Source organism: Herbidospora sp. RD11066 (assembly GCF_054661255.1).
In genome coordinates, this window is record NZ_BAAGDO010000003.1 from 703,328 (window position 1) to 727,638 (window position 24,311).

The 24,311-nt window shown below is 66.4% G+C and carries 21 protein-coding genes and 1 tRNA gene; 10 read left to right on the forward strand and 12 right to left on the reverse strand.

Features of this window, described 5'->3' with window-relative positions; genetic code table 11:
* Positions 1-547: 547 nt before the first annotated feature.
* The 10 genes from ACYQ78_RS14865 to dnaA all read right to left on the reverse strand — a co-directional run bounded on the left by ACYQ78_RS14865 (position 548) and on the right by dnaA (position 13,423).
* Positions 548-817 (reverse strand): hypothetical protein, encoded by a 270-nt coding sequence (locus ACYQ78_RS14865; protein ID WP_459801404.1) that lies wholly within the window; start codon positions 815-817, stop codon positions 548-550.
* A 537-nt stretch (positions 818-1,354) separates the two neighbouring features.
* Positions 1,355-1,428: transfer RNA gene (locus ACYQ78_RS14870), tRNA-Ile, on the reverse strand.
* A gap of 82 nt (positions 1,429-1,510) precedes the next feature.
* A complete protein-coding gene (locus ACYQ78_RS14875) occupies positions 1,511-2,419 on the reverse strand; it encodes a DUF3566 domain-containing protein (RefSeq protein WP_459801405.1) in 909 nt (302 codons plus the stop codon).
* Entirely contained in the window at positions 2,416-4,935 is a 2,520-nt protein-coding gene (gene gyrA / locus ACYQ78_RS14880; RefSeq protein WP_459801406.1) for a DNA gyrase subunit A, read from the reverse strand. The genes ACYQ78_RS14875 and gyrA overlap by 4 nt, the downstream gene beginning before the upstream one ends.
* Positions 4,936-4,972: 37 nt before the next feature.
* Positions 4,973-6,919: a DNA topoisomerase (ATP-hydrolyzing) subunit B gene (gene gyrB, locus ACYQ78_RS14885; protein ID WP_459801407.1), complete on the reverse strand. Its 1,947-nt coding sequence runs from the start codon at positions 6,917-6,919 to the stop codon at positions 4,973-4,975.
* A gap of 335 nt (positions 6,920-7,254) precedes the next feature.
* Positions 7,255-7,764 carry a DciA family protein gene (locus tag ACYQ78_RS14890; RefSeq protein WP_459801408.1) on the reverse strand — a complete coding sequence of 170 codons (510 nt, stop codon included), beginning with the start codon at positions 7,762-7,764 and terminating at the stop codon, positions 7,255-7,257.
* Positions 7,754-8,926, reverse strand: coding sequence for a DNA replication/repair protein RecF (gene recF / locus ACYQ78_RS14895; protein WP_459801409.1), 1,173 nt, complete (start codon positions 8,924-8,926; stop codon positions 7,754-7,756). Before recF ends, ACYQ78_RS14890 begins: the two co-directional genes overlap by 11 nt.
* A 49-nt stretch (positions 8,927-8,975) precedes the next feature.
* Positions 8,976-9,923, reverse strand: a complete 948-nt coding sequence (gnd, locus tag ACYQ78_RS14900; protein WP_459801410.1) for a phosphogluconate dehydrogenase (NAD(+)-dependent, decarboxylating) — start codon at positions 9,921-9,923, stop codon at positions 8,976-8,978.
* A 58-nt stretch (positions 9,924-9,981) separates the two neighbouring features.
* Entirely contained in the window at positions 9,982-11,118 is a 1,137-nt protein-coding gene (dnaN, locus tag ACYQ78_RS14905; RefSeq protein ID WP_459801777.1) for a DNA polymerase III subunit beta, read from the reverse strand.
* 601 nt (positions 11,119-11,719) lie between these two features.
* The gene (gene dnaA, locus ACYQ78_RS14910) at positions 11,720-13,423 is read right to left on the reverse strand and encodes a chromosomal replication initiator protein DnaA (RefSeq protein WP_459801411.1); all 1,704 of its coding nucleotides are present in this window, start codon (positions 13,421-13,423) and stop codon (positions 11,720-11,722) included.
* 453 nt (positions 13,424-13,876) lie between these two features.
* Here dnaA and rpmH point away from each other — a divergent pair, with 453 nt between their 5' ends.
* From rpmH to ACYQ78_RS14955, 9 genes are all read left to right on the forward strand, one after another.
* On the forward strand, positions 13,877-14,014 hold the full coding sequence (rpmH, locus tag ACYQ78_RS14915; protein WP_155339926.1) for a 50S ribosomal protein L34: 138 nt from the start codon (positions 13,877-13,879) through the stop codon (positions 14,012-14,014).
* A gap of 68 nt (positions 14,015-14,082) precedes the next feature.
* Positions 14,083-14,439 carry a ribonuclease P protein component gene (rnpA, locus tag ACYQ78_RS14920; protein ID WP_459801412.1) on the forward strand — a complete coding sequence of 119 codons (357 nt, stop codon included), beginning with the start codon at positions 14,083-14,085 and terminating at the stop codon, positions 14,437-14,439.
* On the forward strand, positions 14,436-14,714 hold the full coding sequence (gene yidD, locus ACYQ78_RS14925; RefSeq protein WP_459801413.1) for a membrane protein insertion efficiency factor YidD: 279 nt from the start codon (positions 14,436-14,438) through the stop codon (positions 14,712-14,714). Before rnpA ends, yidD begins: the two co-directional genes overlap by 4 nt.
* A 4-nt stretch (positions 14,715-14,718) precedes the next feature.
* Positions 14,719-15,666, forward strand: coding sequence for a membrane protein insertase YidC (gene yidC / locus ACYQ78_RS14930; protein ID WP_459801414.1), 948 nt, complete (start codon positions 14,719-14,721; stop codon positions 15,664-15,666).
* 14 nt (positions 15,667-15,680) lie between these two features.
* Entirely contained in the window at positions 15,681-16,175 is a 495-nt protein-coding gene (locus tag ACYQ78_RS14935) for a Jag family protein (RefSeq protein WP_459801415.1), read from the forward strand.
* Between the two features lie 178 nt (positions 16,176-16,353).
* A complete protein-coding gene (gene rsmG, locus ACYQ78_RS14940; RefSeq protein WP_459801416.1) occupies positions 16,354-17,031 on the forward strand; it encodes a 16S rRNA (guanine(527)-N(7))-methyltransferase RsmG in 678 nt (225 codons plus the stop codon).
* A gap of 204 nt (positions 17,032-17,235) precedes the next feature.
* Positions 17,236-18,117 (forward strand): ParA family protein, encoded by an 882-nt coding sequence (locus tag ACYQ78_RS14945; RefSeq protein ID WP_459801417.1) that lies wholly within the window; start codon positions 17,236-17,238, stop codon positions 18,115-18,117.
* Positions 18,118-18,192: 75 nt separating this feature from the next.
* Positions 18,193-19,149, forward strand: a complete 957-nt coding sequence (locus ACYQ78_RS14950; protein WP_459801418.1) for a ParB/RepB/Spo0J family partition protein — start codon at positions 18,193-18,195, stop codon at positions 19,147-19,149.
* Between the two features lie 384 nt (positions 19,150-19,533).
* Positions 19,534-19,695, forward strand: a complete 162-nt coding sequence (locus ACYQ78_RS14955; RefSeq protein ID WP_459801419.1) for a LexA family protein — start codon at positions 19,534-19,536, stop codon at positions 19,693-19,695.
* Positions 19,696-20,038: 343 nt separating this feature from the next.
* On the opposite strand, the gene ACYQ78_RS14960 is transcribed toward ACYQ78_RS14955, so the two are convergent.
* Positions 20,039-20,785, reverse strand: coding sequence for an alpha/beta hydrolase (locus tag ACYQ78_RS14960; RefSeq protein ID WP_459801420.1), 747 nt, complete (start codon positions 20,783-20,785; stop codon positions 20,039-20,041).
* Between the two features lie 1,013 nt (positions 20,786-21,798).
* A complete protein-coding gene (locus ACYQ78_RS14965; protein ID WP_459801421.1) occupies positions 21,799-22,836 on the reverse strand; it encodes a threonine aldolase family protein in 1,038 nt (345 codons plus the stop codon).
* Positions 22,837-22,867: 31 nt separating this feature from the next.
* Between ACYQ78_RS14965 and ACYQ78_RS14970 the strand changes: the two genes are divergently transcribed.
* Positions 22,868-23,296 (forward strand): DUF4279 domain-containing protein, encoded by a 429-nt coding sequence (locus tag ACYQ78_RS14970; protein WP_459801422.1) that lies wholly within the window; start codon positions 22,868-22,870, stop codon positions 23,294-23,296.
* Positions 23,297-24,311 lie beyond the last annotated feature (1,015 nt).

The following is a 24,311-nucleotide window of genomic DNA, read 5'->3' on the forward strand; positions in this document are numbered from 1 at the left end:
CCGACTGAGGCCTGCATGCATGGTCCAAGCGGAAAATCCGGCTGGCAACCTCCCAAGTAGCCGAAGGCCGGCTACTTGGCCCTTCTGAATCGGGCGCGGGGAGGTGGCGCAGCCGGGACCGGCCGAAGAGCCGCACGCCCGGCCGCGCCAGGCCGGACCGCGCCCCGACGCCCGCAGGACGGCGGCTTGAACCAGTAAAGAAACCCTGAGCCACTACGCGTCAGGATGACCCGTCCACCTTCGGCAGACTTCGGAGCGCTCCGGCCCAAATCCTGGTCAGGAGACACACTCACGCTGGTGGTTTCGAAGTGCCCGGCCGCGCCACGAATCTCGGTCATCTCCAGCACCTAGCCGTCACGGCCGCACATGATCCGCCGGATCAGCAGAATCGGCGCTCCGGCCTCGATCTCCAGCCGTTCCCGCTCGTTCTCATACGGCATTCAGGCCATCACGGTGACCTCCCGCAACACCGGCCCTCGCCCCTTCTCCAGATGCCGACAAACGGCGTCAAGCTCTCCGACGAGATCGGCTCGCATGAAGTCCGGGATCAGATCAGCGTTGAAAACGAGCTGACCTCAATGCGGATCCACACCTTCGCGTGGAACCACACGCTGTACCGCCGCAGCACAGAGTGCCCGGTCCGCAGCCCCATCAACATGGCCGTCTCACGGTCGGCCGGCAACACGCTGCCGAAGCCGTACACATCGACTTTCGGCAGCTCTGGATCAGGGATGGGCCACCGTTGCCACCCCTGGCTCTGGCCCTCGCTGTTGTAGGCGTTACTGGCGATGTCGTAACCAGATTCGACGCCCAGCATGATCAGATACCGATCCGGCGCCGATCGCCACGAACGTCCCTCGCCCCCGAACGAAGCACCGTGATCACCCCTAAGGACCTTGATCGAGTCCTGAAGAGCGTCCAGAGGCGTTGTGCCGCTCGCGCCCAAGGCTGTCTCGCCTAGCAACGACCTGGAGCGAGAAGGAGGCTCTCAAGATGGTTCTCACATGGACCAGAGGGCAAGTCATGACTCCACGAACCACATCAGTCCTGTGGCCCTCGAGCGGCCACACAGAGGTCGGGTGGCTGGCCAGGCGGAGCCGTAACGGAGAAAGAAATCAGTTCGACCCGAGCGAAGCGAGGCCCTCCAGGGAGCGCGAGGGGCGGAGCCCTTCGCAAGGAGCAAAGCGACCCGGAGCGACAGCGACGCAGGGACGCGAAGCGGCCAGGGGGAGCGCGAGGGGGCGCAGCCCTCTCGTATCGGGGGGGCTCGGGGGGTCGTCCCCCCGTATAAACGACGAAGGAGACCATGGGGAAAGCGGCAAAGCCGCTAACCACAGGTCTCCTACTCTCCGAGTGGGGCTACCAGGACTTGAACCTGGGACCTCTTCCTTATCAGGGAAGCGCTCTAACCGTCTGAGCTATAGCCCCTCATCGACCGGCTTTCGCGCGGTGACGGGGTAAAGCTTACCGTGTTCCGCGGTGTGGTCGCACCGCGGAATCACGACTCGAACTACTCGGCTTCCGAGAAGGTCACTTCGACGCCGCCGACCAGGTCAGCCGACAGGTTGTAGATCACAGCCCCCAGGGTAGAGAGCGCCGTGATCAGAACCACGTTCACCGCCCCCAGCAGCGCCGTGTACCCCAGGATCCGCACCGGCTCGAACCAGGTGGCGATGTTGAACGAGGCCGCGGCCCCGCCCTCGCCCTGGGTGAGCTGGTTGACGGCCTGGACGAAGGCGTCGAACACGCCCATGGCCGACAGCACGCCGTAGAGCACGGCCACGGCCACGAACAGCACGACGAAGCACACCAGCGAGACCACGAAGCTGAACTTCATGGCCGACCACGGCTCGACGCGGCGCAGGACCAGGTGGGCCTTGCGCGGTGCCCGTCCGGAGGAGTCCTTCGGGGCGGTGGAGATGACGGGACGCTCGGCGGTGACCGGCTCGACCGACGGACGAGAGGACGTCACGATCGGCTCGGGGGCCGAGACCGGCGTGGGCAGACGGGGCGCCTTGTAGGCGGCCGTCGGCTCGTCGCCGGCCAGGCGGTTCTGGTCACCGTTGGGCGACTGGGGCCGCGACCACGGCTTGTTGTCGCCGCCCGACGGGCGGATGCGAAGGGTGGAATCGTCGGACTTGGGCTTCGGGTCGTCCTTGGGAGTGTCCCGAGCGCTCTGGGGCGCTCTGGGCGTCTCCTTCTTCGGAGGCTGCCCAGGAGTCCCCTGCGCCGGTCCCTGGGCCGCGCCCGCGGGCTTGGGTCCCGCCGCGGGTGGTGGGCCGGGGACCTTGGGGGTCTCGGCCGTGTTGTTCTCGTCGTCGATCCGGGCGGATACCCCGTCGCGCATCGACGACGAGGCAGCCGAGGTAGACGCGGGTTTCTTGGCCGCCCCGGTGTTCGTCTTGCCCGAGTTGGTCATTGCTCGTCTCCTGCCCCGTTCTCAGTCTCCACCGCTTCGGCAGTCTCCAACGCTTCGGCGTTCCGGGCTAGGGCCACCACGCTGTCGCCTTCCGCGAGATTCATCAATCTGACCCCCATCGTCTGACGGCCGGACTGCTTGATCTCTACGGCGCTGGTCCGGATCACTCCACCGGCGGAGGTGATCGCGAAGACTTCGTCTTCGGGTCCCACCATGACGGCTCCGACCAGCTTGCCACGGGCACTGACTATTTTCGCCGTCAGTACGCCCTTTCCGCCCCGGCCTTGCAGCGGATAGTGCTCAACCGGTGTGCGCTTCGCATACCCGCCCTCGGTGGCGATAAGCACGTCATCACCGTGGCTCATGACATTCATGGCCAGAAGTTCATCAGTGTCGACGAAACGCATACCGATCACACCGCTGGTGGCGCGGCCCATCGGACGGAGCGCCTCGTCGGAGGCGGTGAAGCGGATCGCCTGGGCGTTCTTGGAGACCAGCAGCAGGTCGTCTTCCTCGGAGACCAGCCGGGCCGCGATGACCTCGTCGTCGTCCCGGAGGTTGATGGCGATCAGGCCGCCGGACCTCGGGGAGTCGTACTCCGAGAGCCTGGTCTTCTTCACCAGGCCGCTGCGGGTGGCCAGGACGAGGTAGGGGGCCACCTCGTAGTCGCGGAGGTCGAGGACCTCCATGACCCGCTCGTCGGGCTGCATGGCGAGGAGGTTGGCGAGGTGCTGGCCGCGGGCGTCGCGGCCGGAGTCGGGCAGTTCGTACGCCTTGACCCGGTAGACCCGGCCCTTGTTGGTGAAGAACAGGAGCCAGTGGTGGGTTGTCGTGACGAAGAAGTGCTCGACGATGTCGTCCTGGCGGAGCTGCGCGCCGCGGACGCCCTTGCCGCCGCGCTTCTGGGCGCGGTAGAGGTCGGTGTTGGTGCGCTTGGCGTAGCCGCCGCGGGTGATCGTGACGACCATCTCGTCTTCGGCGATCAGGTCCTCGATGGACATGTCGCCTTCGTACGCGATGATCTCGGTCTTGCGCTCGTCGCCGTAGCGGTTGATGATCTCGCCGAGTTCGTCGCCGACGATCTGACGCTGGCGGCTCGGGCTGCTCAAGATGTCGTTGTAGTCGGTGATCTGGACCATGAGGCCCTCGTATTCGTCCTGGATCTGCTGGCGCTCCAGGGCGGCGAGCTTGCGGAGCTGCATGTCCAGGATCGCCTGGGCCTGCGTCTCGTCGATCTCCAGCATGTCCATCAGGCCCTGCTGGGCGGCCGAGGCGGAGGACGAGCGGCGGATCAGGGCGATCACGTCGTCGAGGCGCTCCAGGGCCTTGAGCAGGCCGCGCAGGATGTGGGCCCGCTCTTCTGCCTTGCGCAGCAGGTAGCGGGTCCGGCGGACCACGACCTCGATCTGGTGGCCGATGTAGTACTTGACGAACTGGTCGAGGCTGAGCGTGCGGGGCACGCCGTCGACCAGGGCCAGCATGTTGGCGCCGAACGTGGTCTGGAGCTGGGTGTGCTTGTAGAGGTTGTTCAGCACGACCTTGGCGACCGCGTCGCGCTTGAGCACGACCACCAGGCGCTGGCCGACCCGCGACGACGACTCGTCGCGCACGTCGGCGATGCCGTTGATCTTGCCTTCCTTGACCAGCTCGGCGATCGACAGCGCCAGGTTGTCGGGGTTGACCTGGTAGGGCAGCTCGGTGATCACCAGGCACTGGCGGCCCTTGTTGTCCTCTTCGACCTCGACGACCGCGCGCATCGTGATCGAACCGCGGCCGGTGCGGTAGGCGTCGTCGATGCCGCGCTTGCCGACGATCAGCGCGCCGGTGGGGAAGTCGGGGCCCTTGACCCGGGCGATGAGCCCTTCGAGGAGCTCCTCTTCACTCGCCTCGTAGTTCTCCAGCGCCCACTTGACCGCTTCGCCGATCTCCCGCAGGTTGTGCGGCGGGATGTTGGTCGCCATGCCGACCGCGATGCCGGCCGAGCCGTTGACCAGCAGGTTGGGGAAGCGCGACGGCAGGACCATCGGCTCCTGGGAGCGGCCGTCGTAGTTCGGCTGGAAGTCGACGGTCTCCTTGTCGATGTCCCGCAGCATCTCCATGGCGATGGGGGCGAGCTTGCACTCGGTGTATCGCATGGCCGCGGGCATGTCGTTGCCCGGGGAGCCGAAGTTGCCCTGGCCGTCGACCAGCGGGTAGCGCAGCGACCAGGGCTGGGCCAGCCGGACGAGGGTGTCGTAGATCGAGCTGTCGCCGTGGGGGTGGTAGGAGCCCATGACGTCGCCGACGACGCGCGAGCACTTGAAGTAGCCGCGGTCGGGGCGGTAGCCGCCGTCGAACATGGCGTAGAGCACCCGGCGGTGCACCGGCTTGAGGCCGTCGCGCACGTCGGGGAGGGCACGCGAGACGATGACCGACATCGCGTAGTCCATGTAGCTGCGCTGCATCTCCGACTGGATGTCCACCGGTTCGATGCGGTCAGCCGGCGGCGGGCCCGGAGGCAGGTTAACTTCCGTCACGTCAATCCTTCACAGGGTGGGGTTCGGCTGCCGCGGTCTAGACGTCCAGGAAGCGCACGTCGCGCGCGTTCCTGATGATGAACTCCCGGCGAGGGGCGACTTCCTCGCCCATGAGGACGGTGAACATCTCGTCGGCCTGGGCGGCGTCGTCGAGGGTGACCTGGAGGAGCAGCCGCGTGTCCGGGTTCATCGTGGTCTCCCAGAGCTGGTTGGCGTTCATCTCGCCAAGGCCCTTGAAGCGCTGCACGTTGTCACGCGGACGGGGGTCGGGCTTGCCGGAATCGATGCCCGCCTGGATGACGGCGTCGCGCTCGCGGTCGGAGTAGGCGTAGGACGCGTCTTCGCCCTTCCGGTCCCACTTGATCTTGTAGAGCGGCGGCTGTGAGAGGTAGACGTGACCGGCTTCGATCAGCGGGCGCATGAAGCGGAACAGCAGGGTGAGCAGCAGCGTCGTGATGTGCTGACCGTCGACGTCGGCGTCGGCCATCAGGATCAGTTTGTGGTAGCGGAGCTTCGAGATGTCGAACTCGTCGTGTACGCCGGTGCCGAGCGCCGTGATCAGCGACTGGACCTCGGTGTTCTTCAGCACGCGGTCGATGCGCGCCTTCTCGACGTTCAGGATCTTGCCGCGGATGGGCAGGATCGCCTGGAAGCGCGAGTCGCGGCCGCCCTTGGCCGAACCACCGGCCGAGTTGCCCTCGACGATGAACAGCTCACACTTCTCGGGCTCGCTCCACTGGCAGTCGGCCAGCTTGCCGGGCAGCCCCGAACCGCTCTCCAGCAGCGACTTGCGGCGGGTCAGGTCACGGGCCTGACGGGCGGCGATGCGGGCGCGGGAGGCCTGGAGAGACTTGCTGATGATCTCCTTGGCCTCGCCGGGGTTGCGCTCGAACCAGTCGCGCAGGTGGTCGTTGCAGGCCTTCTGCACGAACGACTTGGCCTCGGTGTTGCCCAGCTTGGTCTTGGTCTGGCCCTCGAACTGGGGCTCTGCCAGCTTGACCGAGATGATCGCGGTCAGGCCCTCGCGGACGTCGTCACCGGTGAGGTTGTCGTCCTTGCCCTCCTTGAGGAACTTCTGCTCGCGCGCGTAGCGGTTGACGATGGTCGTCAGCGCGGCGCGGAAGCCCTCTTCGTGGGTGCCGCCCTCGGCGGTGTTGATCGTGTTGGCGAAGGTGTAGACCGACTCGGAGTAGGAGGCGTTCCACTGCATGGCGATCTCGACCGAGATGCCCTCGCCGTGCTCCTCGAAGTCGATGACCGAGTTGTGCACCGACTCCTTCTTGGAGTTCAGGTGGGTGACGAAGTCGGACAGGCCGCCCTCGTAGAAGTAAGTGATCTCTGTCGGCTCGTCGTCGGAGCCGTGGTCGGGCCGTTCGTCCCTGATGACGATCGTGAGGCCCTTGTTGAGGAAGGCCATCTCCTGGAAGCGGCGCGAGAGCGTCTCGAAGTTCCAGGTGGTGGTCTCGAAGATGGTGTCGTCGGGCCAGAAGGTGATCGTGGTCCCGGTCTCCTCCGTGGCCTCGCCCTGGATCAGCTCGGTGACGGGTTTGGAGTGCAGGTAGGACTGCCGCCACTCGTGGCCGTCGCGCTTGATCACGGCCTCGAGGCGGCTGGACAGCGCGTTCACGACCGAGATGCCCACGCCGTGGAGACCACCGGAGACGGCGTAGGACTTGCCGTCGAACTTGCCGCCGGCGTGGAGGACGGTCAGCACGATCTCGAGGGTCGGCTTCTTCTCGGTCGGGTGCTCGGCGACCGGGATACCACGGCCGTTGTCGACTACCCGCACGCCGCCGTCGGCGAGCAGGGTGACCTCGATGTGGTCGCAAACCCCCGCCAGGGCCTCGTCGACGGAGTTGTCCACAACCTCGTACACAAGGTGGTGGAGACCGCGTTCTCCGGTCGAGCCGATGTACATACCCGGGCGCTTGCGAACCGCCTCAAGACCTTCGAGAACGGTGATTGAGCCTGCGTCGTAGGACAAGTGCGAAATCCTCCTGCCGCGGACACGCGGAAGGGAAACATAGGATGGCTCCCTGCCGTGCCCGTCACCGTCGTGAGTGCCCCGATGCGCTCACCCTGGGGAATCGGCTCGCCACGGCCGGGGTGACACGCAAACGGACGTGTCCTTAAGTCCACTTTCATTCTACCGGCTCCGGGAGCCTCAGGTGGCATTGACGGGGGCTGTGATGCCTTCTAATGCGATGATCTTGGTTTTGGTGTGACACCCCGGCCACAGGGGTTCAACGCGTCAGACGCGATTTCGAGCCGGTGCAAGACTTTTCCACAAGAGATCACATGATCTTGTGGAAGCCCGCGTCAGCCGAAAGTGTCACCCGGTCCACGGCTTCCCTTCACCCGGATGTGGCCTGCCTGTCGCGGAGGCGCGAGGTTGGGCCCGCGGACCTTCACAGCGGTCACCGTGCCCTCTCCCAATTCCTCGTTCAGCCTTCTGACCAGGGTGGGAGCGAGCAAACGTACTTGCGTCGCCCAGGCGGTGGAGTCGGCCGAGACGATGACCTCGCCGTCTTCGAACGCCTCGGGACGGGTGTGCAGCCCCAATTCGGCCCCGACGATCTCCCGCCAGCGCCCGAAGACCCCGCCGATCGCGACCGGTTCCTCCCATCCCCGGGAGGCCAGCAGGTCGGCGATCGCCGCACCGAAAGTCAGCGGATCACCTGAGTCGCGCTTGGGGCCGCCCTTCTTCTTGCGCGGCTCGGTGCGCGGCAACTGCCCCCGCCGCTGCGCGTCGGCCTTCGCCTGGGCGAGCTTCTCCCGCGCCAGCGCCGCCCCCTTGGCCGCCGACTCCTTCGGATCGTCACCCGACACGGGTCACACTCCCCTCGGTGACGTCGAACCGGGCACCGCTCAGTTCTTTCGGTACGTCTTCCGCCACCGCCGCCGTGATCAGCACCTGCTCGGCCGGGGCGACGATCTCGGCCAGCCGCCGCCTTCTCTGCGAGTCGAGCTCCGCGAACACGTCGTCGAGGATCAGCACCGGATCGCCTCCTTCGGAACGCAGCAGGTCGTAGGCGGCCAGCCGCAGCGCCAGCGCGAACGACCACGACTCCCCGTGGCTGGCGTAGCCCCGCGCCGGCAGCTCACCGAGCTTCAGCAGCAGATCGTCGCGGTGGGGACCCACGAGGGTGACCCCCCGCTCGATCTCCTGCGCGCGTGCCTCGGCCAGCGCCTGTCCCAACCGTACGGCGAGTTCCGCGCGGTCCGTCCCCAGGTCGGCGTCGTCTGTGGAAAACCATCGGTAACCGATCTCCGCCGGTACGGAACCGGGCGCCAGTTCCGCATACGCCTTGGCCACGAGGGGTCGCAGGTTCTCCACAAGGTCGAGCCGGGCGGCGAGCAGCTCGGCGCCGTGGCGGATCAGGTGGGAGTCCCACACCTCGAGTGTGGACAACGTGTCCCCGGCACCGGCCTGGGCGAAGGCGGCGTCGTCCATCTGCCGGCGGGGACTCCTGCGGCGGGCCTGCGAGGCGGTCCGGAGCAGCGCGTTGCGCTGCTTGAGCGCGCGCTCGTAGTCGGCCCGGACCCCGGCGAAGCGGGGGTGGCGGGCGACGAGCAGGTCGTCCATGAACTTGCGGCGCTCCGACGGGTCGCCCTTCGACAGGGCGAGGTCCTCGGGGGCGAACAGGACGGTCCGCAGCACCCCGAGCGCGTCTCTGGCCCGTGAGACCGGCGCGCGGTTGACCCTCGCGCGATTGGCCTTGCCCGGGTTGATCTCCAGCTCGACCAGCGCGCGCCGCTGGTCACGCTCGATCTGGGCGCGGATGACGGCACGGGCGGCGCCGTGGCGGACGAGGGGGGCGTCGGTCGCCACCCGGTGCGACGCGTGGGAGGCGACGTAGCCGATGGCCTCGACCAGGTTGGTCTTGCCCTGCCCGTTGGGCCCGACGAAGGCGGTAACCCCGGGTTCGAGCGCCAGCTCGGCGGTGGGGTAGGACCGGAAGTCCGTCAGCGACAGGTGGGCGGTGAACATGCCGGTAACGGTAACGGGCTCCCGCCGCGAAGCGGGAGCCCGGCCGAATTCAGGAGCGGTCGGCTTCGGCGATCGGGGTGTCGGCCGCGCCCGGGGCGTCGGCGCCCTTCTCGTATTCGCCTTCCGCGGCAGTGACGGCGTGGCCGCCGAACTGGTTGCGGAGCGCGGCGACCATCTTCATCGCCGGGGAGTCGTCCTGCCGGGAGGCGAAGCGCGCGTAGAGCGCGGCCGTGATGACCGGCAGCGGCACCGCGTGGTCGACCGCCGCCTGGACGGTCCAGCGGCCCTCTCCGGAGTCCTGGGCGAAGCCCTTGAGGTTCTCCAGCCCGGGGTCTTCGTCGAGGGCCCGGGTGAGCAGGTCGAGCAGCCACGAGCGGATGACCGTGCCGTGCCGCCAGCTTTTGAACGCTCCAGGCACGTCGGTGACGATGTCGGTGGCCTCGAGCAGCTCCCAGCCCTCGGCGAAGGCCTGCATCATGCCGTATTCGATGCCGTTGTGGACCATCTTGGCGAAGTGGCCGGCGCCGATCGATCCGGCGTGGACGAAGCCGTCGTCGCCCTCGGGCTTGAGGGCGTCGAAGATCGGCTGCAGCCGGGCGATGTCCTCGGCCGTGCCGCCCGCCATGAGGGCGTAGCCGTTCTTCAGGCCCCACACGCCGCCGGAGACGCCGACGTCGACGAAGCGCAGGCCCTTGGCGGCGAGTTCCTTGCCGTGCTTCTGGTCGTCGACGTAGTGGGAGTTGCCACCGTCGATGATGATGTCGCCTTCGGCGAGTTCGTCGGCCAGTGCCGCGATGGTGGCCCGGGTGGGCTCACCGGCGGGGACCATCACCCAGACGGCGCGTGGCGCCTCCAGGCGGTCGACGAGCTCTTTGAGGCTGCCGACGTCGCTGACGCCGGGATCGCGGTCGTAACCGACGACCTCATGACCGCCGCGGCGGAGCCGCTCGGCCATGTTGCCGCCCATCTTGCCCAGCCCGATCATGCCAATCTGCATGAGCACCCCCTCAGGGTTCCATCTTCCGTCATGCCGATTGGCTCGTCCTACCCGGGGATCAGCTGGACAGGCGAATGGGCATGATCAGGTAGCGGTAGTCAGGTATGCCCCCATCTTCCACAGGTTTTCCACCGGTGAGGATGGCGGGCTTCGTCGAGGTGGTGAACTGCAGGCGAGCAACGTCCGAATCGATGGCGCCGAGGCCTTCGAGCAGGAACTGGTGGTTGAAGGCGATGTTGATCTCGTCGCCGGTGAACTCGACGGGCAGGACTTCCACAGCCTGTGCCTCGTCGCCGCTGCCCGCTTCGAGGACGACCTCGTCGCCCCGGAAGGCCAGCCTCACCGGGGTGTTGCGCTCGGCGACCAGGGCCACGCGCTTGACGGCCTCGACGAAGGCGCTGGTGACCAGATCGGCATGGCAGGAGAACTCGGTCGGCAGCAGCGAGCGGTATTTGGGGAACTCGGGGTCGAGCAGCCGGGTGGTGGTGCGGCGGCCGGAGCTGCTGAAGCCGATCATGCCCTCGCCCTTGCCGCCCACGGAGCTCAGCGCGATCTCGACCTCGGCGCCGGTGACCAGCGACTTGGCGGTGTCGGCGAGGGTGCGGCCCGGGATCATCGCGATCGCCTGGAAGTCGGGCTGGTCGGGCTGCCAGCGGAGCTCGCGCACCGCGAGGCGGTAGCGGTCGGTCGCGGCCAGCGTGACCGTGTCGCCGTCGATCTCCATGCGGACGCCGGTCAGCATCGGCAGCGTGTCGTCCTTGCCCGCCGCGGTGGCCACCTGGGCGACGGCGGAGGCGAACACGTCGCTGCCGATCCGGCCCGCGGCGGGCGGCATCGCCGGGAGGGAGGGATAGTCCTCCACCGGCATGGTCAGCAGGGTGAACCGGGCGCTGCCACAGGTCACGACCGCCTTGGCGCCTTCCACCACGAAATCCACAGGCTGTGCAGGAAGGGCCCGGGTGATCTCGGCGAGCAGACGGCCCGACACGAGCACCACTCCGGCCTCGCCGGTCTGCAGCTCGAGGGTCACCTCCGCGGAGACCTCGTAGTCGAACCCGGAGAGCTTGAGCTGCTGGTCTTCGGTGACCTCGAGGCGCATGCCGGCGAGAACCGGCACCGAGGGCCTGGCGGGGAGGCTGCGTGCCGTCCACGCGACGGCTTCGGCGAGCACGTCTCGGTCGACCCGGAACATCACGTGGATCAGCCTCCTGTGGTGGGTAGGGACGGCGTCGGGGCGGTGATGGCTCTGGGGAGCGGCGACGCGGGGCTCGGGGGTGTGACTGCCCATCTTCGTCGGTTGCCGGGAGGTGTCAACTCCGGGATTTTTTGCTCCGGGCTCAGCTCGAAGGTTGCTCTTGACTTTCCCCTAGGTAGAGAGATTGGTCGTCTTAATAGGTGCTGTGGAAACTGTGGACAACACCTATATCCGCAGGTCAGAGCCTGTTTATTTTCCACAGGGCCTGTGGACTCACTGTGGATTACTCAGAGCGTTCTGGGGATAACTTTTAGTTACCCACAACCCGTCCACAGGTTTGCACCCAGTTATCCACCGGTTACCCACAGCTTATCCACAGGTTGTCCACATGAGACACGCCCGACACGGAGTGTGTTTTTTCCACTACCCACAGGCCATCCACAGCGTGTCCACAGGTTATCCACCGCTGGAGGGGGGTTTCTCCACAGGTTATCCACAAGGTTGTCCACAGCCCGGCGTGGCCTGTTGATCTAAGAGATACGTGAGCTCAGCACGTCAGAGAGGTGTTCCGTGATCCACAGGGTTATCCACAGGCTGTGAATCAAGCGTTGCGCGCGCGCTGCTTAATGCGGGTCGTCAGCTCGTTGACCTGGTTGTACATCGAGCGGCGCTCGGCCATCAGCGACCGGATCTTGCGCTCGCTGTGCATAACAGTGGTGTGGTCACGGCCGCCGAACTGCGCGCCGATCTTCGGCAGCGACAGATCGGTGAGCTCCCGGGCCAGATACATGGCGATCTGACGTGCGACCACCAGGGCCCGCGAACGCGATCCTCCACAGAGGTCGTCGAGCGAGACGCCGAAGTACTCGGCGGTGGTCGTCATGATGAGCGCGATGGTGATCTCGGTGCTGGAGCCCTCTTCGGTGATGAGATCCTTCAGCACGATCTCGGTCAGCCCGATGTCCACGGACTGCCGCTGGAGCGACGCGAACGCCGTCACCCTTATCAGTGCGCCTTCGAGCTCACGGATGTTGGTGGCGATCCGCGAGGCGATGTACTCCAGCACGTCGGGCGGCGCGGCCAGGCCCTCCTGGATCGCCTTCTTGCGCAGGATCGCGATGCGGGTCTCGAGCTCGGGCGGCTGGACGTCGGTGATCAGCCCCCACTCGAAGCGGTTGCGGAGCCGGTCTTCCAGCGTGACCAGCTGTTTCGGCGCCCGGTCGCTGGAGATCACGATCTGCTTGCTGCTGTTGTGGAGCGTGTTGAAGGTGTGGAAGAACTCCTCCTGCGTCTGCTCCTTGCCCTCCAGGAACTGGATGTCGTCGACGAGGAGGATGTCCACAGCCCGGAACCGCGCCCGGAATCCGTCGGCCTTGTGGTCGCGGATGCTGTTGATGAAGTCGTTGGTGAACTCCTCGGAGCTCACGTAGCGCACCCGCGCACCTTCATAGAGGCTCTGCGCGTAGTGACCGATCGCGTGGAGAAGGTGCGTCTTCCCCAGCCCCGAGTCCCCATAGATGAAGAGTGGGTTGTACGCCTTCGCCGGCGCCTCGGCCACCGCGACCGCCGCCGCGTGGGCGAACCGGTTGCTGGCACCGATGACGAACGTCTCGAAGGTGTACTTCGTGTTCAGCCGCGCCGGCTCCCCCGGCTTACCCCCAGAGGGGCGTGGCGGAGCCTTGTCGTTCTTCTCCTCAGCCTGTGGATATTGCGTGTACGGCTGCTCGGCGGGCGGCGGCGCTCCTGGGACTCCCTGTGGGCGGCCCTGTGGAAAATCGGCCTGCTGCTCCGAGGGCTCCTGATGAAACCCCTGGCGGAAGCCCTGCGGAGTTTGCACAGGCTGTTGAAACCCATGATCCCCAGCCTGGGGAAAACCACCGGAACCGGTGTTCTGGGGATAACCGCCGGGTGTCCCGCCCTGGGGAAAACCGCCCGTCGGGGTGCTCTGGGGAAAACCGGGTGTGCCGGTCTGGGGGAACGCGGGCCCGCCCGCCTGGGGAAAACCACCCGGACGGCCGTAGTTCTGCTGCTTGGGCTCCGCCTGCGTGGCGGTCGGGTCGACCATCACCGCGATCCGGACCGGACGGCCGAACTCCTGCGACAGCGCCTGCACGATGAGGGGCCGGAGCCGCACCTCGATGACTTCCTTCGCGAAGTCGTTGGGGGCCGCCAGGAGAATCGTGTCGTTGATCAGCCCCGATGGCTGCGTCATCTGCAGAAACGCGCGCTGCTGCCCCGAGACGCCCTGGTCCAGGAGAGTGGTGAGCGCTCTTGCCCACAACTGGTTGAGGTCGACGCCGTCCACCGTTCGGCACTCCTCCCTGACGCGGCCCCCGCGAAAGCTCGCCGCGTATCGTTTTCCACACCCGCCTCGCCCGGTCTGGTCCCGGTGGCGCCGGCCTCCGCTGTGAGTTTCCACAAAAGATCCACAGGAGATCCACAGGTGCTCTGGGTGTGGAGGAAGGCCAGAAGGCCTGACAGTAGCGGTGTGCGCGACCTGCCTTCAAGACGTTGTCCACAGCCTACTGGCAGTCGTTGCCCACAGGGTGTGGATGACCCAGAGGATTGTGGATAACTCCACGGCCTGTGGATAACTATGCGTTATTCCGGGCGCCGGTTTGACCATTGGGGCGTGTAGCCCGTAACGTGACCCGGTCGGCTTATCTCGGGACGGCTCTTTCGCATGCCCTGCGCCCGCCTGAGCCGTAAACTTTGGTGACCGCCCTAACGACAGGGCACATCTAGCCTGGAGCCCATCGTGAGCAAGCGTACTTTCCAGCCGAACAACCGCCGTCGCGCGAAGACCCACGGCTTCCGGCTGCGCATGCGCACCCGCGCCGGCCGCGCCATCCTGGCCGCCCGCCGTCGCAAGGGCCGTCACGACCTCACCGTCTGACCGGCACCTCGTAGCAGCCCCGCCCGCCGTCATCTCTGACGGCGGGCTACTTGTTAAGGAAGTATCCGGTGCTCCCGCCCGCTTCCCGCATGCGCCGAGGCGAGGAGTTCGCCGAGGCCATCCGGCGTGGGCGCCGCGCGGGCCGGCCCTCTCTGGTCGTCCACCTCAACGAGGCCACGGCCGACGAGGCCCCGATCGTGGGGTTCGTCGTCAGTAAGGCCGTGGGCGACGCCGTCACCAGGAACAGGGTCAAACGGAGACTCAGACACCTGATGCGGGCACGTCTGCATCTCCTTCCTAGAGGTAGCCTGCTGGTGGTACGCGCCAATCCACCGGCTGCGTCCGCGCGCAGCGAGCACCTGGCCGCCGATCTCGATGTCGCGCTCCAGCGACTGATACGGCGGCCGCGGGACGGACGGTCATGACAACCGAGCAGCCCCAACCGGTCACGCCGGTTTCGAGTGCTGCCCGCGTATTGATCGTCCCGATCAGGTTCTACCGGGCGTTCATCAGTCCCCTTCTGGGGCCTCGATGCCGCTTCTACCCCTCTTGCAGCGCGTACGGTCTCGAGGCGATCGCCGTGCACGGGGCGCTGCGCGGGTTGTGGTTGACCATCCGTCGCATCGGCCGATGCCACCCCTTCCACCCCGGCGGGTTCGATCCCGTGCCCCCTCGACCCCACGACAAGCAAGGGAGCTAGCTCGGTGGAGCTGTCCTGGCTGAACTGGCTTTATACGGCCATCGCCTGGGTGATCACCCATATTCACAACTTCTACAGCCTGTTCCTCCGCCCGGACAACGGGCTGAACTGGGCTTTGACGATCATCACGCTGACCGTGGCGATGCGGATCCTGATCTTCCCGCTCTTCCTGAAGCAGATGCGATCGTCCAAGAAGATGCAGGAACTGGCGCCGAAGGTCCAGGACCTTCGCAAGCGCTACAAGAACGACAAGCAGCGCATGAACCAGGAGGTCATGCGCGTCTACCAGGAGGCGGGCGCCAACCCCCTCGGTGGCTGCCTGCCGATCGTGGCCCAGTTCCCGATCTTCATCTCGATGTTCACGGTGCTGAACGCCATGGCCCACGGCCAGCCCCGGTTCGGCATGACGCAGGAACTCGTCGACAGCGCCCGCGCCGCCCACATCTTCGGCGCCCCGCTCCCGGCGACGTTCTTCACCAGCGGCGCCGACATCGAGGGCTACGGCGCCGACCCGGTCATCGCCAAGATCGTCCTGGTCATCTTCGTCGCGATCTCGTCGCTGACGACGTTCCTCACCGTCCGGCAGAGCGTGTCGCGTTCGATCGCGCAGATGCCCGACAACCCCATGGCGCAGCAGCAGAAGATCCTGATGTACATCTCGCCGCTGTTCGCCGTGTTCTCCCTGAACTTCCCGCTGGGCCTGATCCTCTACTGGGTCACCACCAACGTGTGGACCCTCGGCCAGCAGCACTGGTTCTACAGCCGCAACCCGATGCCGCAGTTCGACGCCAAGGGCAACCTGATCCCGTTCGAGCCGAAGCCGGGCTTCTTCGCGCGCTTCCGCAAGACCCCGCCCGCTCCCGAGCAGCCGGCGGAACCTGAGCCTAAGATCGTCCGTCAGCAGCCGACGCGGCAACCACGTAGCAAGCGGACCGGCAGCAAGAAGCCGTGAGAAGGAGTTCCCACGTGACCGAAGCCGAGGAGACCGTCAAGGCGGCTCCCAGCGTCGCCGCCCTGGAAGCGGAGGGCGAGATCGCCGCCGACTATGTCGAGGGTCTGCTCGACATAGCCGACCTCGACGGCGACATCGACATGGACGTCGAGGGCGACCGCGCGCTCGTCTCCGTGATCGGTCTCAAAGGTGGCGACCTGGTCGGCCCCGGGGGTGAGGTCCTGGAGGCCCTCCAGGAACTGACCCGCCTGGCCGTCCACCGGCAGACCGGCGAGCGCTCCCGGCTCATGCTCGACGTCGCGGGCTACCGCGAGCAGCGCCGCGCCGAACTCACCAAGATCGGCCAGGCGGCCGTCGACGACGTCAAGGCGTCGGGCGAGCCGAAGGCCCTCAAGGCGATGACGCCGTTCGAGCGCAAGGTCATCCACGACGCGGTCGCCGCCGCCGGCCTGCGCAGCGAGTCAGAGGGGGAGGAGCCCCGGCGTTTCGTCGTGGTCCTGCCCGCCTGATACTCCACCCTGTGGAAACCGCCGCCCCGTCCCGGGTCGGCGGTTTTCTTGTCTGTACGGCTCACGCCTGGGCTTTTGGCCAGCCGCGCACAGTTGTCCACAGGCAACACACCGCAGTTTCCACAGGCTTATCCACAGGCTTCCTGGCCGTCGTCCACCGCCCGATACCCTACGAGGGATGACCGAAGAATTGAGTGACCAGCAGCCTCCCGAAGCCGCCCTCGCGGTGTTCGCAGGCGAGGCCTTGGCCCAGGCGGAAACCTTCGCCTCCCTGCTGGCCGGGCCGGGGGTGGTGCGCGGGCTGCTCGGCCCTCGGGAGGTCCCCCGCATCTGGGACCGCCACCTGTTGAACTGTGCCGTGATCGCCGAAGTGGTGCCGCCCGACGTGAAACTCGTCGACATCGGCTCGGGCGCGGGCCTGCCGGGCATCGTCCTGGCGATCGTCCGCCCCGACGTCACGGTGACGCTCCTCGAACCGCTGCTCCGGCGGACCGTTTTCCTCGAAGAGTGCGTCGAGACCCTCAAACTGCCCAACGTCGAAGTGCTCCGCGGCCGAGCAGAAGAACTGAAGGGCAAGCGGCAGTTCGACGTCGCCACGGCCCGTGCCGTCGCCCCTCTCGACCGCCTCCTCGCATGGTCGCTCCCCCTGCTCCACGAGGGCGGAGAGCTGCTGGCGATGAAGGGTGAACGGGCCGCCGAGGAATTGGCGGGAGCCGAGGCCCAATTGTCCGCTCATGGGGCAAAGACGGCCGAGCTTGTCACGGTCGGGCGCGGTAAAGTCGATCCGCCTGCAACTCTTGTCCGCGTCATCGCCGGCGCCGGTTCACGAGGTGCACAGCGCCGACGTAAGAGGTAATCGAGGTCGGGCCGGGAACGATCGAATCCGACCTGGGACGACCCGAGGAGCTCGCGGCGACGCTGCTGAGCGCGGCCTGAAGGGGGTGGGGCCGCACTTCCGCTCCGAACTCGCCGGCCCCGGCCGGTCGAAAGGACGACCAAGGTGTCCCAGCCCCCGCTAAGCCCCGGTGATTCCCCGCTGGTTCGAGAGGCACTGAGTTCTGTGGTTTCACGTGAAACAGCCGCGCCCGGCAAGCCGGCCGCCGACGGCCCCGTCGGATACTCCTCCGGCCGCGACGGAGACTGGCCACGCCCGCCCAAGACCCGGGTGATCTGTGTGTGCAACCAGAAGGGCGGGGTGGGGAAGACGACGAGCGCCGTCAACCTGGCCGCGGCCCTCTCGATGCACGGGCAGCGGGTCCTCGTGGTCGACCTCGACCCCCAGGGCAACGCCTCGACGGCATTGGCCACCGAACACCGCGCCGGGACACCTTCCATTTATCAGGTCCTCGTGGAAGACCTCCCGATGGAGTCCATCGTGACCCAGGTCCCGGACATGCCGGGCCTTTTCTGCGCCCCCGCCACCCTCGACCTGGCCGGCGCCGAGATCGAACTCGTACCGATGGTCGGCCGTGAGACCAGGTTGCGCCGCGCCTTCGCCGCCTACGAGTCGGCCCAGATGGACTACATCCTGATCGACTGCCCCCCGTCGCTCGGCCTGCTGACGGTCAACGCGCTGACGGCCGCGCAGGAGGTCCTGATCCCCATCCAGTGTGAGTACTACGCGCTGGAAGGCCTGACCCAGCTCCTCCAGAACGTCGAGCTGGTCCGCGTCCACCTGAACCAGCCCCTCAACGTGTCGACGATCCTGCTCACCATGTACGACGGCCGCACCCGCCTGGCCTCCCAGGTCGCCGAGGAGGTCCGCTCCCACTTCGGCGCCACCGTGGTCGACGCGGTGATCCCCCGCAGCGTCCGAGTGTCGGAAGCCCCGAGTTACGGCCAGTCGGTCATGACCTACGACCCCGGTTCGAGCGGCGCGATGGCATATATGGACGCGGCGCGCGAGATCGCCTATCGCGGTGCGGCGGTCGCGGAGGCGTGAAGCTGTAGCCTTCTACAATCGTGCGCGACGGTGAGAAACCGACGCGGCGTTTCTTTGGTGCGGTGAGGAGCAAGGGTGAGTCAGCAGCGTCGGGGACTCGGCAAGGGCCTGGCCGCCCTCATCCCCAACGGCCCGGTGGTCCAAGACCCGGGAGTCGTCCCGGCACCCGCACCTCCAGGTGACCGAGATCTCGTGCCGGTGGCCGGGGCCCACTTCCAAGAGATCCTGATCAGCCAGATCATTCCCAACCCACGCCAGCCCCGAGACATCTTCGACGACGAACGCATCAAGGAACTGTCCGAGTCGATCCTCGAGGTAGGCCTCCTCCAGCCGATCGTCGTCCGCGCGGCGGGCAGGGACCAATTCGAACTCATCATGGGCGAGCGCCGCTGGAGGGCCAGCAAGCTGGCCGGCCTGGAGCGCATCCCCGCGATCGTCCGCAGCACGAGCGACGACGAGATGTTGCGCGAGGCGCTGATCGAGAATCTCCAGCGCGAGCAGCTCAACGCGCTCGAAGAGGGGGCGGCCTACCGCCAGCTCCTCGACGACTTCGGCGCCACCCATGAGCAGCTGGCCAAGAAGGTCGGTCGTTCCCGCTCCCACATCACCAACGTCCTGCGCCTGCTGAACCTCCCGGTGAACGTCCAGGTCCGCCTGGCGGCCGGCTCGATCACTCCGGGGCATGCTCGGGCCCTGCTGGCCTTGGGCGACCCGGCTGCGCAGGAGCGTCTGGCCGACCGGATCGTGGCAGAGGGCATGACGGTCCGGACGGTCGAGGAGATCGTGTCGATGGGGGAGGCGACGGCCGGTCCGGCGCCGCGGAAGCCGAAGACGAAGCGGCCGACTGCGCCGGCGCTGGTGTCTTTGGCGGATCGGCTGTCGGATCACTTTGAGACCAAGGTGAAGGTTGATTTAGGGCTTCGGAAGGGGCGGATCGTGGTGGAGTTCTCCACTATCGATGATCTGGAGCGGATCATCGGGACGATGGCGCCTGACGCGGCCGACCAGATGCGCGGGCTGGAGAGCGACTAGGTTTCACGTGAAACAGCTCCTCGGGGATTGGATCCCTGGGGAGCTGTTTTGTGTTTGGTGGGCTTGGTGGGCTTCCTGGGGCTCGGGGGACCCATGGTGAGGGGCTGCCTTGGTTTCACGTGAAACCGATGGCGGCTGGAGAATCCGGCTGGCCTATCGACCTAGGACTCCTCGCGGCAAGCCGGAGACGAAGCGGCCGACGGCGCTGGCGTTGGTGTCTTTGGCGGATCGGCTGTCGGATCACTTTCGATGTCGAGGTGAAGGTTGATTTAGGGCTTCGGAAGGGGCGGATCGTGGTGGAGTTCTCCACGGTCGATGATCTGGAGCGGATCGTGGCCTTCCACTTCAGCCAACCGATGAACCCAACGTTGCGAGACGCCGCTGATGTCAAAGCCGATCCACCTAGTCCCGGGTCAGATCGTTGCCGCGATGATCGACGGGGAGGCGACTGTGAAGGTGTTCCTGCGTCGCGACGGTCACGTGTACCTGGAACCGTGCAACCCCGCCTTCGACGTCATCGACGTGGCCAGCATCAGCACGCTGTAGGGCGTGGGCATTGGTCACGTAGCCGCAGGTTTCGAGGCTCCCGGGTCACGACCGCGAATCGTCCACGGCGTGGTGCCCATGTCGGGCCCTTCTTCGGCAGATTCGTTGGTAGAGCATGAGACGAAGCTGCTGTGACGCGGGTGTCGATTCACGGGACCTCTGATCTCCAACCCAGCGTGCCGTGAGCGAGTTATCTGCGTGGGCAACTCCGTGGTCTTGTCCGTTGCAGGGACTTCCGGAGCTACTGCCTTCCAACACGTCGTTGGGAGCCGCGTCTGTAGGCGAATGCTGTGATGCGCTGATCGGGTGCGGAAGCCCGATCAGCGCATCATGGGTGGCTGGGTCAGGTCAGGTGCCGGGTGAAGAAGCGCAGTGAGCTATCGACCTCGAAGGGCGGGATTTCCACATGCTTGCCGGGGTTGGCGTGGAGCGTCTTCTCGGGTGAGCCGAATCGATCGAAGAGGGCCAGGCTTGCTGCACGGGGAACCATTTCGTCGTCCCACTGCACTAGGAACTCCAGCGGGATGGTGATTCGCTCGGCGCCATCGGCGGCGGTATGCGTACCGTTCAGGCCCAGGACCGCTGCACGGACGCGTGGCTCGGCGGCGACGAAGGGAATGCCGAGAGCGCACCCCATCGAGATCCCCCAGTAGCCCACCGGACCGGGTCCGACGTGGTCGAGCTTCTGGACTTCGTCCAGGATCGCCTGCCACTCGGGGGCGCTCTGGCCGGCGATGAGTGCATGGAGTTCGGCGAGGATCGGCGTCGCGTCGCCGCCGCTCTGGAATCGGGTGCGCATCTCGGTGAGGAGCCGCTGGTGCTCGGCACTTTGGGGTCGGCCGCCGTGGGCGGGGGAATCGACGGCCACGACGGCGAAACCGCACTCGGCCGCGAAGCGGTGGGCTCGTGCGACGACGCCGGGGGATTGCTTGTGCTGGCCGCCGCCGTGTCCGATGAAGATCAGGGGACGAGAGCCGGTGGCGGACTCTGGAGACCACAGCACGCCGGGGATGTCCCCGAAGCTGAAGGGGAGGGTGAAGAGTTCTTCAGTGACGCCGTTGGTGGACGTCTGGGAGATGAAGCGCAACATGCGCGTTCGAGCCTTTCGAGATGCCTTCTGCGGGCACTCCCTAGCCCATGAGATGGAGGGAGTCCCGACCTGTCACAGCGTTGATCGGTCTCACCTCCTCAGTCCGCAGCAGCACCTGGCGACGCCGAAGCTACCACGAACCGGTGTCATCCGTCCTTTGGCATCGCCGACGAACGCCGCTGATGTGGTGCGGGCGCCCCGCGTTGTTTCACGTGAAACAGTGCGACTACGCCAGGGCTACGCGGTCCTCGCCGCGTAGAAGGAGTACCGCTGGCGCTAGCTCGATCCCTTGAGGTCTTCGGAAGCCGCTCATTCGCTGGACGTAGGAATTGCGCTGCACGAGCGAGAGTGAAGGTCAACGCAAGACGCACACCTTGCTGGCACCCGCGGAGTGAGGTGGCTCAAGTTGGAACCAGAGCTGAGAGTTGCTTCGCCCGAGCAATGGAAGGTACCTCTCGTTGCACGCCAACATCGATGTGTGGTCGTCTCTGCTCGGCCGAGGCGATGGAAGTGCATGACACTCGGCGGGCATCGGAATCGTTCTGCCAGGGACTAGCGCCTACTGAAGAATGAGGCCAGCTGAACTCGACATCGGTGCGGGCGAAGTGGGTCACCTGCTCAGGGGGGACGATGTTCGTCACCTGCCCCTAAAGGCGGCGCATCGCCCCTTCACGCGGGTACTTGGGCCGTCGAGTAGCGCTGTTCGGTCTCTTGGAGCCACCAGCCAAATAGGCCTTATCGCTCGCTGACTCCAACGCCCGCCGCGCTGACGGAGACGACGCTCTCATCGTGTTGGAGTTCTCAAAGTGACCGAGCTTCGTTTGGCACGCGGCGGCCAGACGACAACCGCAGCGGTAGGAGAAGCCACCAAAGTCGTCGACGGTCAGCGCGGTGAATCTCTACCGGCGGGCATTCCAACACTCACAGGACGACGGCTAACGCCGACGCCGACCGTTCACCCGAGGACATCGCGATGGGGCCAGGCGCGCTCCAGCCAGCCCCATCGCGATGTTTCACGTGAAACTAAGCGCCTCGTGTGTAGCCGCGATCAGCGCATCGACATCCTCTTCCGTCGTGTCGAAGGACGTAACCCACCGCACGACTCCCCCGGCCTTGTCCCACAGTCCGAAGGTGAACCTCTCCAGCAGGTACGCGATCGCCTTCTCCGGCAGCACCGGGAACACCGCGTTCGACTGAACCTCGTACCGGAACTTCACCACCGAAGCCACCCCGTCGGCCAGCCGGTGCGCCATCGCGTTGGCGTGCGAGGCGTTCCGCAGCCACAGGTCGCCGCGCAGGAGGGCGGTGATCTGAGGGGAGACGTACCGCATCTTCGAAGCGAGCTGCATGCCCTGCTTGCGCAGGAAGAGCGCACCGGGCGCCAGTTCCGGCCGCAGGACGATCAGCGCCTCGGCGCCCAGGGCGCCGTTCTTGGTCGCGCCGTAGCTCAGAACGTCCACTCCGCAGGCGGTGGTGATGTCGGCCAGGCCGCAGCCGAGTTCGGCGGCCGCGTTGGCGAGCCGCGCGCCGTCCATGTGGAGGAACAAGCCGTTGTCGTGGACGACCTCCGCCAGCGCCGAGATCTCCTCCGGCGTGTAGACCGTCCCGCACTCGGTCACCTGGGAAATGGAGACCACACGTGGCTGCGACAGGTGTTCGTTGCCGATGGCGCCGAGCTGGGCCAGGACGTCGGCCGGGCGGAGTTTTCCGTCGTCCGTCGCCACGGTGAGCAGCTTCGTGCCGAGTATCCGCTCGGCGGCGCCGGCCTCGTTGCCGTTGATGTGGGCGCTGGCCGGGCAGATCACCCCGTCGTACGCCCGGAGCATCAACCCCAGCCCCACTACGTTGGCGCCGGTCCCGTTGAACATGGCGTAACCGTGCGCCTGCTCCCCGAAGACCTCTCGGACGGCGCTCTCCATGTCGGCCGTCCACGGGTCGCTGCCGTAAGGAAGCGTGTCGCCCTCGTTGGCCGCCACGACCGCGGCCATCACTTCGGGATGAACACCCGCATGATTGTCACTACCAAAACTTTTCGCATGAACCACCCGCACAGCCTAGGTGAGCTCCCCTCAATCGAATGACGTGGCTACCGTGATCGTCGAACAACGCGCCTACTTCATGATCCAGTCGGAACACCTCGACCCCGAGTCGATCACGCGGCGCCTGGGGGTCACTCCGAGCCGATCCGAGGTCAAGGAGTCGAAGCAGAGTCGCCGGACAGGGCGCCTCGTGCCGCCCCGCCACGAGTGGATCGTCGATGCGGATCTGCCCGAGACCGCGTCCCTCGACGATCAGGCCGACGCCGTCATGGCCCGCCTGGCCGGCACCTTCGATCGCATCGGTGAACTGACCGCCGAAGGGTGTGAGGCCACCCTCGTCATGTTCCGCTCCTTCGAAGCCGGGCCGAGCGCGACCAAGCCGGGGCTCCTCCTGACCCCGGAAATGCTGGGACTTCTCGTCACGGCTGGAGCGTATGTGTGGATCGACGAATACGGCTTCGACGACGACTGACACGTCCATGCGGGAGTGAAGCGGGCCGAGCATCATCACGGGGAGGTCGGTCCCCGACGTCGACCAGCTGCGCACCGCCTCGTCCAGGGTCGCCAAGGCGGTGGCCACCGTGCCGAGCCTGTGTGACGTCGCTTGGAAGTCCTAACAAAATGACCCCGGCACTCGGGCCGCTCGCCGTTCCCTTGCGCCGACTATGCAGGTGACGCACCTCGCCGCACCGGCGCCGAGACCGGTGACGCTCATTTTGTCAGGAGCTCTTAGAGGTCCTCACACAATGACTCCGGGGCCTGACAACTCGCCGTTGCCAAGCGCCGACCATGCAGGTGATGCATCTCGCCGCACCGGCGCCCGATTCAGCCGACTTCATTTGTTAGGAGCTCTTAGCCCCTGCTCGTCTGATGAAAGCGGGATCCGCCCGATGACTTCTTCGCGACGTCCAGGGCACCAGCATGATCGAAATCCAGCACCACACGTCCCGCCTGCTCCGGATCATCGCCGACTTCGCCATCGAACGCATCATCAGCGTTCTCAGCGACACGGAATCCCTAAAGCGGCACGCAGGCGCTCGGCGACAGCGGTGATTGTCCTTCTGCCCAGAAGGCAGGAGCGGGATGCCAGATCTTGCGGCGCCGAACGAGGTGGAACCTCCTGCCGACTCCCAAACCAGCCTCACGACTGCGGGACGTCACGCCGCCCTGATGGTGAGTTCCTGGAGGTGGCCCTATCGGCAGCGAGGTTGGGTGGCCAAGTCTCTGGCTGGACGCCCCTCGTATGTGGGTATGCGGCGCCCTTTAGCACCCGACTTAGCACCGACGCCAAATGCGGTTGCCACTGGCGTAGCCTGCGGTCAGCAGGCAAGAGCCCGCGACGTCGCCACCAACTGGCCCTATCAAGCCCCGACCACGCCGAGTGCGAAACCCCACTGCGGTCACCAGGGCCAAGCCATGATCGTCACGGACTCTTAGAAGCCCCCAACACAATGACCCCGGTGCCCGACGACTCGCCGTTGCCAAGC

Coding starts and splice junctions, on each gene's coding strand:
- ACYQ78_RS14865 (WP_459801404.1), bottom strand. CDS start 817: ATGCTGGGCGTCGAATCTGGTTACGACATCGCCAGTAACGCCTACAAC.
- ACYQ78_RS14875 (WP_459801405.1), bottom strand. CDS start 2,419: ATGACCAACTCGGGCAAGACGAACACCGGGGCGGCCAAGAAACCCGCG.
- recF (WP_459801409.1), bottom strand. CDS start 8,926: ATGTTCACCGCCCACCTGTCGCTGACGGACTTCCGGTCCTACCCCACC.
- gnd (WP_459801410.1), bottom strand. CDS start 9,923: ATGCAGATTGGCATGATCGGGCTGGGCAAGATGGGCGGCAACATGGCC.
- yidD (WP_459801413.1), top strand. CDS start 14,436: ATGACAACCGAGCAGCCCCAACCGGTCACGCCGGTTTCGAGTGCTGCC.
- rsmG (WP_459801416.1), top strand. CDS start 16,354: ATGACCGAAGAATTGAGTGACCAGCAGCCTCCCGAAGCCGCCCTCGCG.
- ACYQ78_RS14955 (WP_459801419.1), top strand. CDS start 19,534: ATGTCAAAGCCGATCCACCTAGTCCCGGGTCAGATCGTTGCCGCGATG.
- ACYQ78_RS14960 (WP_459801420.1), bottom strand. CDS start 20,785: ATGTTGCGCTTCATCTCCCAGACGTCCACCAACGGCGTCACTGAAGAA.